8 protein-coding genes are annotated in these 11,071 nt (G+C 69.6%); 5 read left to right on the top strand and 3 right to left on the bottom strand.

Annotated elements, in window-relative coordinates; genetic code table 11:
- Nucleotides 1–273 precede the first annotated feature (273 nt).
- Both Msi02_RS19250 and Msi02_RS19245 read left to right on the top strand, forming a co-directional pair.
- Nucleotides 274–2,370, top strand: a complete 2,097-nt coding sequence (locus Msi02_RS19250; protein ID WP_204049637.1) for an RNA degradosome polyphosphate kinase — start codon at nt 274–276, stop codon at nt 2,368–2,370.
- A 23-nt stretch (nt 2,371–2,393) separates the two neighbouring features.
- On the top strand, nt 2,394–3,341 hold the full coding sequence (locus Msi02_RS19245; RefSeq protein ID WP_239108526.1) for an NUDIX hydrolase: 948 nt from the start codon (nt 2,394–2,396) through the stop codon (nt 3,339–3,341).
- A gap of 54 nt (nt 3,342–3,395) precedes the next feature.
- On the opposite strand, the gene Msi02_RS19240 is transcribed toward Msi02_RS19245, so the two are convergent.
- On the bottom strand, nt 3,396–4,286 hold the full coding sequence (locus Msi02_RS19240) for an alpha/beta fold hydrolase (RefSeq protein WP_204049636.1): 891 nt from the start codon (nt 4,284–4,286) through the stop codon (nt 3,396–3,398).
- A 62-nt stretch (nt 4,287–4,348) separates the two neighbouring features.
- Here Msi02_RS19240 and Msi02_RS19235 point away from each other — a divergent pair, with 62 nt between their 5' ends.
- Nucleotides 4,349–4,897: a helix-turn-helix domain-containing protein gene (locus tag Msi02_RS19235; RefSeq protein ID WP_079320807.1), complete on the top strand. Its 549-nt coding sequence runs from the start codon at nt 4,349–4,351 to the stop codon at nt 4,895–4,897.
- A gap of 17 nt (nt 4,898–4,914) precedes the next feature.
- Here the strand turns inward: Msi02_RS19235 and Msi02_RS19230 are convergent, their stop codons facing one another.
- Nucleotides 4,915–6,387, bottom strand: a complete 1,473-nt coding sequence (locus Msi02_RS19230) for a CYTH and CHAD domain-containing protein (protein ID WP_079320806.1) — start codon at nt 6,385–6,387, stop codon at nt 4,915–4,917.
- An 89-nt stretch (nt 6,388–6,476) separates the two neighbouring features.
- The gene (locus tag Msi02_RS19225) at nt 6,477–7,235 is read right to left on the bottom strand and encodes a trans-aconitate 2-methyltransferase (RefSeq protein WP_239108525.1); all 759 of its coding nucleotides are present in this window, start codon (nt 7,233–7,235) and stop codon (nt 6,477–6,479) included.
- Between the two features lie 84 nt (nt 7,236–7,319).
- Between Msi02_RS19225 and Msi02_RS19220 the strand changes: the two genes are divergently transcribed.
- Nucleotides 7,320–7,844 (top strand): MarR family winged helix-turn-helix transcriptional regulator, encoded by a 525-nt coding sequence (locus tag Msi02_RS19220; protein ID WP_079320805.1) that lies wholly within the window; start codon nt 7,320–7,322, stop codon nt 7,842–7,844.
- A gap of 468 nt (nt 7,845–8,312) precedes the next feature.
- Nucleotides 8,313–10,085 carry a trypsin-like serine peptidase gene (locus Msi02_RS19215; protein WP_204049635.1) on the top strand — a complete coding sequence of 591 codons (1,773 nt, stop codon included), beginning with the start codon at nt 8,313–8,315 and terminating at the stop codon, nt 10,083–10,085.
- Nucleotides 10,086–11,071: the final 986 nt, after the last annotated feature.

Genomic DNA, 11,071 nt, shown 5'->3' with positions numbered 1-11,071 from the left:
CAGGAGAAGCTCCGCCGCGAGCAGGAGAAGGCACGCGAACGCGAACAGCGCGAACGCGCCAAGGAACTCGAACGCCAGCAGCGCGAGCGGGCCAAGGAACTGGAACGCCTGCAGCGCGAGCGGACGAAGGGATTCGACCGGCAACAGCACGGGGAGATCTGACGGTCCCGCCGGCGGCTCGCGGACGATGGCCGGGCCTGTCAGCGCCGGCCTGACGCTTTCGTTGCTACGAAGTTAACGTTCCGTTCAACGAGTTGGGGCATATTTCGTTATATGTCCGCCCAAAGCTCCCCCGCCCCTGAGCCGGAGGAGGCCGACCTCCCCGCGCACGCCCCGCTGCCCACCGACCGATTCCTCAACCGGGAGGAGAGCTGGCTCCAGTTCAACGAGCGCGTCCTGGAGCTGGCGGAGGACTCCTCGGTGCCGCTGCTCGAACGCGTCCGGTTCCTCGCCATCTTCGCGAGCAACCTGGACGAGTTCTTCCGCGTACGGGTGGCCGGGCTCAAACGGCGGATGGCGACCGGCCTGCTCCTGCGGACGACGGGCGGGCTGAAGCCGAGCGAGGCGCTGTCGCGGATCTCGACGGTCGCCGACGAACTCGCACGCAGGCACGCGGCGGTCTTCCACGACCGCATCTGCCCGGAGCTCGCCGAGGAGGGCATCGCGATCGTCCGCTGGGACGACCTCGCGCGGGACGAGCGGACGGCGCTGCGCAAGCTCTTCCGTGAGCGGATCCGGCCGGTCCTGACGCCGCTGGCCGTCGATCCCGCCCATCCGTTCCCGTACATTTCGGGTCTTTCGCTGAACCTGGCCGTGACCGTGCGGAACCCGGCGAACGACCACACGGTGTTCGCGCGGGTGAAGGTCCCCTCGCAGCTTCCCCGGTTCGTGACCGCCTCGCCCAACCGGTTCGTCCCGCTGGAGGACGTGATCGCCGCCCACCTGGGCGAGCTGTTCAAGGGCATGCAGATCGTGCAGCACCACGTCTTCCGGGTGACCAGGAACGAGGACCTGGAGATCGACGAGGACGTCACGGAGAACCTCATGAAGGCGCTGGAGCGCGAGCTGCTGCGCCGCCGGTTCGGGCCACCGGTGCGGCTGGAGGTCGAGGACACCATCACCCCGCAGGTGCTGGAACTGCTGGTGGACGAGCTGGGCGTGTCCGACAACGAGATCTACCGCCTGCCCGGGCCGCTCGATTTAACCGGGCTGCACGCCATCGCCGACCTCGACCGCCCGGAGCTCCACTACCGGCCGTTCGTCCCGGCGGAGGCGATCAGCGCCGAGGACGACCTGTTCGCCACCCTCCGCGAGCGCGACATCCTCATCCACCACCCGTACGACTCGTTCGCGACGAGCGTGCAGCGGTTCGTGGAGGAGGCGGCGGCCGACCCGGACGTACTGGCGATCAAACAGACCCTCTATCGCACCAGCGGCGACTCACCGATCGTGGACGCGCTGATCGACGCGGCCGAGGCGGGCAAGCAGGTCGTGGTCGTGGTGGAGATCAAGGCGAGGTTCGACGAGCACGCGAACATCTCCTGGGCGCGCAAGCTGGAGACGGCCGGGTGCCACGTCGTGTACGGCGTGCTCGGCCTCAAGACGCACTGCAAGCTGTCGATGGTGGTCCGTCAGGAGGCGGGCGGCGAGCTGCGCCGCTACTGCCACATCGGCACCGGCAACTACAACCCGAAGACGGCCCGGCAGTACGAGGACTTCGGCCTGCTCACCGCCGATCCGCAGGTGGGCGAGGACGTCACGGACCTGTTCATCCACCTGACCGGCTACTCCCACCAGTCCGAGTATCGCCGGCTGCTGGTCGCGCCCGACTCGCTGCGCCAGGGCCTGCTCGCCCGGATCGAGCAGGAGATCGCCCATCGCGTGGCGGGCCGCCCGGCCCGGATCCGGATCAAGACCAACTCGATGGTGGACGAGCCGATCATCGACGCGCTGTATCGCGCCTCGCAGGCGGGGGTGCCGGTCGACCTGTGGGTGCGTGGCATCTGCACGCTCCGCCCCGGCGTGCCCGGCCTGTCGGAGAACATCCGCGTACGCAGCGTGCTCGGCCGTTTCCTCGAACACTCCCGGGTGTACGAGTTCGGCGGGGGGCGGCGGCCGGAGATCTGGATCGGCAGCGCCGACCTGATGCGCCGCAACCTGGACCGGCGGGTCGAGGCGCTGGTCAAGGTCACCAGCACGCAGCAGCGCAGGTATCTGTCCGATCTGCTCGATCTGGCGTTCCGGGACACCACCACCGCCTGGACGCTGCACTCCGACGGCAAGTGGCTGCGTCACCGGGGCGAGGTCGATCTCCAGCACCACCTGATCGCGGGGAGGCGCTGGCGGACCGTGAACGACGTGACGGACTGACGGCCGAGGGCATGGTCGAAGGCATGGGCAAGGGCATGATCAGGGCGGCCGGGGCGGTCGTCTGGCGGGGAAACGAGGACGACCCGGAGGTCGCCCTCGTGCACCGCCCGGCGTACGACGACTGGAGCCTGCCCAAGGGGAAGCTCAGGCACGGCGAGCACGTGATCGCGGCGGCCCTGCGCGAGGTGTGGGAGGAGACCGGCCTGCGGGTCGTGCTCGGCCGCGCGCTCCCGCCCGTGCACTACATGCACGACGGCCGGCTGAAGCGGGTGGACTACTGGCTCGCCCAGGCGCCCGGGCACCAGGATCCGATCGGCGGCGACGGGTACGAGGTCGACAAGGTCGCCTGGCTGCCGATCGAGGAGGCGCGGCGGCGCCTCACCTACGCGTGGGACCGCAGCCTGCTGCGCGCCGTCGGCGCCGCTCCCCTCGTCACCACGCCACTGATCCTGCTGCGGCACGCGCTGGCGGGGTCCCGGCAGGAGTGGAAGGGCGACGACGACCGGCGCCCGCTGGACGAGCGCGGCCGCGCCCAGGCCGAGATCCTGGCCACGGTGCTCGGGGCCTACCGCCCGGCCGTCCTGGTCAGCTCGCACAGCAGGCGCTGCGTGCAGACGCTCAAGCCGTACGCCGAGCGGCACGGGCTGGAGGTGCGCGAGGAGACGGCGCTGTCGGAGAGCGGCTACGACCCGCGCGAAGCGGAACGGATCGTGCGCGATCTGCTGGCCGTGCCCGGGCCGGCGGTGCTGTGCAGCCACGGCAAGATCCTGCCCGAACTGCTGGGCATGGCAGGCGAGGCGCTGCACGGCGTGCGGACCGCCGACCACACCCTCGCCAAGGGCGGCTTCGCCGTGCTCCACCACGCCGCCGACGAACACCGCGCCGCCGGCAGAAACCGCGCCGCCGGCAGACACGGCGACACCGTCGATGCCGGCGAGCGCGTCGTGAGCATGGAGCGGTACGCGACCTGAAACCGGCGCGCGGTACGCGATTTGAGAGTCATGCCTGAGAGTCATGCCTGAGAGTCACAGTGCGAGGACGTCGCGGATCGCCTGCACCACCGCGTCAGGGCGGCGGAACGGCAGCGTGACGTGCCCCGCGTCCTCCACGATGCGGTTCTCACCGCGCGGGACGGAGGCGGCGAACTCGTTGTAGAGGCGCGTTTTGCCGTCGTTCTCCGCCTGGAGCAGTTTCTCGGGAACGCCTGCCGACACTGCCTGCTTGAACGGGTCGATGGCCAGTGCGGTCAAAATGATCAACGGCACGTCGGGCAGCGGGCCCGCGGCGCGGATCTCATCACGGACGGCTTCGATGTTCGCGGCCTCTCGGATGCCGGTGAGCAGCCATTCACGGCTCACGTGGCTGTCGACGAGCGGCTCGCGCAGGTCGGCCGGCCAGTCTGCCGTCTCCTGCTCGAACAGGACCCGGTAGAACTCCAGGATTTCTCCGGGCAACTCGTCGGGAAGGGCGTCGGCGGGGTCCCAGGCGTCCCATCGTTCGACCAGCTCGCGCGGCATATAGGCGCGGTAATCCTCGTGAGCCGGTTCCATCAGGACAAGCCCGGCGACCTTGTCGGGGAAGCGGCTCGCGTAGTGGCGGGCGTACAGGGCGCCCAGCGAGTGTCCGGCGAGCACGTAGGGGCCGGGGACTTTCGCGCTGCGCAGGAGCGCGTCGAGTTCGTCGGTGACCTCAGCGGACGAGCGGGGCAGGTCGACGCTCTCGCTCCAGCCGGTCCCGGCCCGGTCGTAGAAGACGCTGGTGGTGAAGGCGGCGGCGCGCCGCTGGGCGTCCCAGTAGTCCATGCCGACCGCACCGGCTCCGGGGAGGAACACGACGGCGGGGGCGCCGCTCCCCTCTCGATGCAGCAGCAACTCGCGGCCGTTCACGTCGTAGTACTCGCCTAAGGGTGGCTTCATGATCCACATTCCCCCTGCGATCCCATTTTTGGGAATGGTACCAATCGTGGAATCGTAGCGGTATGGACACCGTGACCCTGCTTTTGCATCCAGTGCGCCTGCGGATCGTGCACGCCATGTCGGGCGGCCGCGCTCGCACGATCGGCGACCTGTGCGAAGACCTGGCCGACGTGCCGAGGACCACCGTGTACCGGCATGTCGGGCTGCTGGCCGAGGCGGGCGTGCTCGAAGTGGTCGGCGAGCGACGGGTGCACGGCGCGGTCGAGCGCACCTACCGGCTGCACCGAGCCCGGACGCTGATCGACCGTGACATGGCCGCGTCGATGTCACTGGAGGACCATCGCGAAGCGTTCACGACGGCGCTGGGGGTGTTGCTCAGCGAGTTCAACGCCTACCTCGACCGGGAGGGAGCGGACCCGATCGCCGACTCGGTCGGCTACACCCAGTCCACGTACTGGCTGACACCCGACGAGCTCGCGGACCTGATCAAGCAGGTGGGGGGCGCGATGCTGGCCCATCGGGGCAACGGGCCGGCGGAGGGCCGCCGGCCGTACCTGCTGAGCCCGATCCTGTTCCCCACCGGCGGCACCATCACAGAAGGCCAGGCATGAGAGGGTCAGGCGGGATGTCAGGCGAGGCGGGACCAGACGGCGGGGAACTCCTCCTGGGCCCGGGCCGCCTCCGCGCTCTCGATGCCCGCGAGCACGCCGTAGGTGAAGGTGTCCTCTCCGGCCTGCCGGGCCCGTTCCGCCTCCTCCAGTAGCACTCCCTGGGCGACGACGCCGTCCTGGTGCCGTCCGAGCACCTCCTGCACCTGCCTGGCGCGCTCGGCCGCGCCGGAGATGCCCGCCGCCTCCGCCGTGTATCGGGCCCGCTTGGCGGCCTTGCGCACGTCGTGCATGGCCGTCTCCCGCTCCTCACCTTCCTCCATGCGCCGCGCCGCCTCGTAGGCGTCGGTCACCCGCCGCCAGTTCCTGTCCACGATCTTCAGCAGCGCTTTGCCGGCGTCCTTGGCCGCCGTGGCCGTCAGCGGCGGGTCCGCGGCCAGCGCGTCGAGGGCGTCGAGCAGCGCGAAGTAGCGGTCCTCGCTGAGCGCGCGCCGGATGCGCTCGTACGCGTCGTGCTCCCTGGCCAGCAGGTCGTCGCCCAGCCTGCGGCGCGCGTCGGCGGTGACGAAGCGGGAATCGAGGCCGTCGAGGCGGGTGGCGAAGCGGGCCCGGATCACCTCCAGGTCACGGGCCTCGCCCAGCACCTCGCCGAGCCACTTGAGCTCCTCCTGGAGGTCCTCGGTGCCGGCGACGATCCGCTTGAACGCCTTGAGCGCGCTGCGCAGGCGGCGGCAGGCGACCCTGGCCTTGTGGACGGCGTCCTCCTCGGCCAGCCGCACGTGCGGGTCCCGCGCGAGCAGCGCGTCCACGTGAGCGCGGAGGTAGGCGACGACGACCTCTCCGGCCGACCCGGGCTCGGGCCGGGTCCTCGGCCGCGGCGCGGGGATGCGGTCTCCCAGGACGCGGGCGAGTTTGCTCGCGCTGTCCGCGGGAGCGGCGCCCGCCTTGCGCAGCCGCTTGGCCACCTTCTTGAGAAGGTCGCGCTCGCCCTCCTTGAGCTCGGCCTCGACCTCGCGCCAGCGCCGCACCACCGGCTCGTCGCCGAGCGCCGTACTCGCCGGCACCGTGCCCTTCACCCGGTCGTCGGCTATCTCGACGAGCACGGTGCCGCCCGGGCCGAGCAGCCGGGTGACCCCGCGCCGGGTCTCCAGCTGGGCCACCGGCGCGAGCGGAGCGCCCCGCGTGTACGCGAGGACGAGGCTCGCCAGCTCGGCGGGCACCACCTTGGCGCTGCGGGTGAGCGGCCGGGTGATCTCCTGACGGGCGCCCTTGGCCTTGGGCAGCTTGAGGTGCCAGCCCTCGTCGTCCCCGCCGCGCCGTCGGCGCAGGGTGACGCCCCGGGCCGCCAGCCGCAGGTCGGGGGTGTCGAAGTAGACCGCGGTCAGCCGGTGGGAGAGCGGCTCTGCTACTCCTTCGCACCCCGGCACGTCACTCAGGTCGGGCAGGGCGAAGCCCTCCGGAACGTCGAACTTGTCCTCGATCTCAAGCGCCACCGTTCCCCCTTGTGTCCCGGTTGGCGGTCATACTGCCAGGCGAAAGTGAACAGCGTTTCCGCTCACCATCGGGACGCTCAGGTGCGCCCTCACAGATGTGCGGCCACGAAGATCCGCCGGAACGGGAACAGCGTGCCGTACGGCCTGGGCGGGTAGGCGGCACGCAGGGCACGCGCGCAGTCGGCGAGGAACGCGGCGTGCCGCTCGGCCGGCAGCCGGTCGAGCATGGGCCGCAGGGCCGTGCCCTTGATCCAGCCGAGCACCGGGTCCTCCCCGGGCAGGACATGCACGTAGGTGGTCTCCCACGCGTCCACGGTGAAGCCGAGACCGGCGAGGAGGTCCACGTAGTCGGCGGGCTCCCCGACCGGCATGCCCCGCGGCACGTCGCCCAACTCCTCCCGCCAGGTCGTACGGCACAGCTCGCGCACGACGGCGTGGCTCGGCGCGTCGAAGTTGCCGGGCACCTGGAAGGCGAGCCAGCCGCCCTCGGTGAGGTGGCTCCTCCACCGGCGCAGCAGATCGGGGTGCTCCGGGATCCACTGCAGTAGCGCGTTCGAGACGATCACGTCGACCGGGCGTGGCGGGCGCCAGTCGCGGACGTCGGCCACCTCGAACGTCGGCCCGGGCGGCGCCTTGGCGATCACCGCGGGCGAGGAGTCGACGCCGTGCACACGGGCGCCGGGCCAGCGGTCGCACAGGGTCGCCGTGAGCTCCCCGGTGCCGCAGCCGAGATCGACGACGTACTCGGGCGACCTGGCGCCCACCCGGGCCACGAGCTCGTGGAAGGGACGGCCGCGCTCGGCCGCGTACCGCTCGTAGACTGCCGGATCCCAGATGTCCGCGCCCATGCCACCATCCTCCGTTATCTTGACGTCGAGATAAATCGTTATCGCGAGAGATATCTCGATGTCAAGAGAAGCTAGACTCGGCCCATGACCTTCTCGAGGCCCGTCGAGGACGAGGTGGACCGGCTGGTCGCGGCCTGGAAGCAGGAACGCCCGGACCTGGACGTGACGCCTCTCGAGGTGCTGAGCCGGGTCTCCCGGCTGAGCCGGCACCTGGAGCGCGAGCGCCGGGCGGCCTTCGCGTCCCACGACATCGAGTCGTGGGAGTTCGACGTGCTGACGGCCCTGCGCCGCGCGGGCGAGCCGTACGAGCTGAGCCCGGGAGCGCTCCTGCGCGCCACCCTGGTGACCTCGGGCACGATGACGAACCGCATCGACAGGCTGGCCGCCGCCGGACTGGTCACCCGGCGGCCGGATCCCGAGGACCGGCGCGGCGTGCTGGTGCGGCTGACGCCCGCCGGCATGCACCGCGTGGACACCGCCTTCGCCGACCTGCTGCGCCGCGAACGCGAACTGCTCGCCGGCCTCGAACAGCACGAACAGCAGGCCCTCGCCGCCCTGCTGCGCACACTTCTGGTCCCCTTCGACACCTCCGACGGGGCGGCCCACTGAGTGGTCGCACCCCCTGCCTGTCGGTCGGCGGAAAGCGGCAGTGCACCGGCCAGACAACGCCGGACATCGCCGCCGGCAAACGCCCCCCCTCGCGGCCGAGAAAGGCCTACATTCTCCGTTTGTCGCTTTTGAGGCTTTCGATGGGGAAATTCGCACTTCGCCACCCCGCCATTGACCCCGTCCGGGAGGACGACATCCCCCTATAAGTGTGATTTTCGTCACACTTGACCTTGGACCGATCCACACGCGCCACAGAATCGGCGACGTACGGATGCGGCGTGATCAGCGGAGACGAGGCAGGCGACGCGCACCGGCACCTTCGTCGGCGGAGCGTGGAGACCCTGTAGGGACGAAGAGGAAATTCTGAAATTTCTGTTTTCAGAGGGTTTCTTCGTTATAACTTCCCTAGTTCCTTCACTGACGCATGGGGCGCAAGTGGCGCCTCACGACAGACCAGGGAGATCCACCTTGAAGCGCACTCTCGCCCTCGGCGGTGTGACGGCCGGCCTCCTGGCCTCCGCCATCGTCGCCTCCCCGGCCCATGCCGCCGACCAAATCCCCGCCATCAACCTCGCGAACACCAACTTCGCGGCTCAGCAGGTGGCGGCGTTCTGGTTCGGCGAGGCTCGGGCCAACCTGATCAACGCCACGCCGTACAACGTCGAGACCAAGTTCCCCGCGAAGCACGTCTCGACCGGTGGGACGTCCGCCAGCAGCAAGCCCGGCGTCGTCGGGTCGAGCGGCGACCAGAAGGCCGCCACCGGCAACCTGAAGAACGTCAACCTCCCCCGCACCGTGGGCAAGGTGTTCTTCATCGGCGCCGACCACAGGCCGCACTGGTGCTCGGCCACCGCGGTGCAGAACGGCTACAAGAACCTGGTGGCGACCGCCGGTCACTGTGTCTACGACACCGACCGCAACCGGGCCACGCTGGACAAGTGGGTCTTCATCCCGGGTTACTACCAGGGCAAGACCCCGTGGGGCATCTACGTGGGTAAGACCGCGTACACCCACTACGACTACGACGTGTACGAGGACGGCGACCGCGACTACGCGTTCGTCACCGTCTACAACGGTGTCCAGGTCACCGGCGTCAGCTACGACAGGTACGGCCGTGACGACCACCACGGGCGTGACCACGGCCGTGACGACCACGGGCGCAACGACCGTGACGACTGGGGGCGTGACAACCACGGCCGCGACGACCGTTACGGCCACCGCACCGAGCGCCTGTCCGTGCGCGAGTTCCAGGCGCTGAACAGGGGCAGGGACCTCACCGGCAACGGCCCCTGGGCCAAGGGCACGGGTGTCCAGACCCGCGAGATCAGCGAACGGCAGTACAACAGCCGCTTCGACTCGTACGTCAGCGGTGACGGCAAGACCCTGTACTTCCGCAAGAAGGTCTGGGACCGCGACGACCACGACCACGACGGCCCCAGGGCCGCCGCGGACGACGTGGTCCTGTTCAAGGGCGGCAACGGCAACGACGACGGCCAGGGTCAGGGCAACCGCCACTGGCCGAGCAAGAGCCCGAGCCCCAGCCCGAGCGCGAGCCCGTCGCCGTCGCCGAGCCCCTCGCCGTCGACCTCCCCGTCGCCGTCGCCGTCCCCGTCGCCGACCGGCAAGCCCGACTGGTGCGACGACGACCGCAACCCCCGCGACACCTTCTCCGGCGACAACGACCGTCGTGGCGGCGGCAAGGACCACTGCGACGACAACGGTCACCGGCCGAAGTACAAGTACTACGCCCGGACCTTCTGGGCGACGTACGGCCGTCACGACCACAGGCCGCACGGCACGCTGAAGATCGCCCTGAAGGACGTGGGCCGTCTCGGCGACAACGTGGGCGGTCAGGGCCTGGCCTACAACCAGAAGATCGGCACGAACATCTTCATGTTCGGCTACCCGAGCGGGTCGGAGCCGGACGGCAACTACCAGTTCACCGGCAAGACCCAGAAGTGGGCCTACGGCAAGACGTTCAGGGCGAGCGTCCCGGCCATCAAGGGCGAGGAGCTCGTGGGCGTCAAGTCCTCCTTCACCGGTGAGGGCTCGATCGGTTCGCCGTGGCTGTACCGCTACAGCAACGCCAAGCGGCTCGGCTACCTCAACGGTGTGACCATCGGTCTCGCCGACGTGGACGGCAACGACCGCATCGACACCAGCGTCTCCCCGTACTTCGACGGTGAGACCCTGGCCGTCTACCAGTACGCCGCGAAGTTCGCTTCCGGCCGCATCGTCTGAGTCTTCTGACTCCTGACGGCTGCCAGGAAGGGCCCGGATGGCTTGTCCATCCGGGCCCTTTCGTTTCTTCCGGAACGCCGCACCGGGCGAGGATGCTCCCGCCTCGCCCCGCCGTGCCGGCGCGCGTGTCTCTTCCACGGCCGCCGTGGCCCCCGCGCCTCGGGCCCGGTGACGGGCCCGGGAGCGACCCCACTCGACCGGCGACAGGCGGAGCCGCCTGCGAGGCCCCGTACGCCCGGTCCCGCCGCGACGACGCCGGCGTGGGAGGCGGACGCCACCCTGCCCACCTGCCGTCGAAGCCCTTCCCCACCGCCCAGCCGCTCAGTCCGAGCTAAAGCGGACATAAGTGAGCTTTCCGGACATAGGCGCTCGCATTTGTCCTTCCGAATGGCCGAGAGAGGTCCCGTTCTCACCTCCCCGCCTTGACAAGGCGACAGCCAATGCGGGCGGAGAATTCACTCCTGAACGACCTCCATTGGACCGATTCAATTGCCATTACTGCTTGAACGGATCGTTCCAAAAGTCGTCGCCGCCGACCACGTGGACCCTATGCGTGCCGGCTTCATTCGTGGACATGAGGGTCATGCGTGACGTCGGGACCCCGAACGCGGTAGCCACACGACGCTTCGTCGCCGCGTCGACGAGGGGCCGGATGGCGCCTCCGCCCTCGCCCCAGAGTCCGGAGACGGGGGAAGTGAATGGTCGCGGGCATGCGGGAGCGAGTCGGCCCGACAGCGTCCCGAGGAGGCCGTTTTGGACGGGAACGGCGCCCCTACGGTTTCACCGCAACCTGTGATTTGCATCACATTGGGCCCCGATCCGATCGGTCAAGAAGTTTGCGGTACCCCGTAAATGATCAGCGGAAACGCACCGGAAGGCTTGAACGACGGGCTGACACGGAGTCGGCAGCGAGCGAACAGACGCCCCTGATCCCCTTACACCCCACATAACTCTCCTATACCTTTTCCCTCGTCTCTTACTGACGG

The organism is Microbispora siamensis (assembly GCF_016863095.1).
Lineage (GTDB): Bacteria > Actinomycetota > Actinomycetes > Streptosporangiales > Streptosporangiaceae > Microbispora > Microbispora siamensis.
This window is presented reverse-complemented; position numbering and strand designations above follow the sequence as displayed.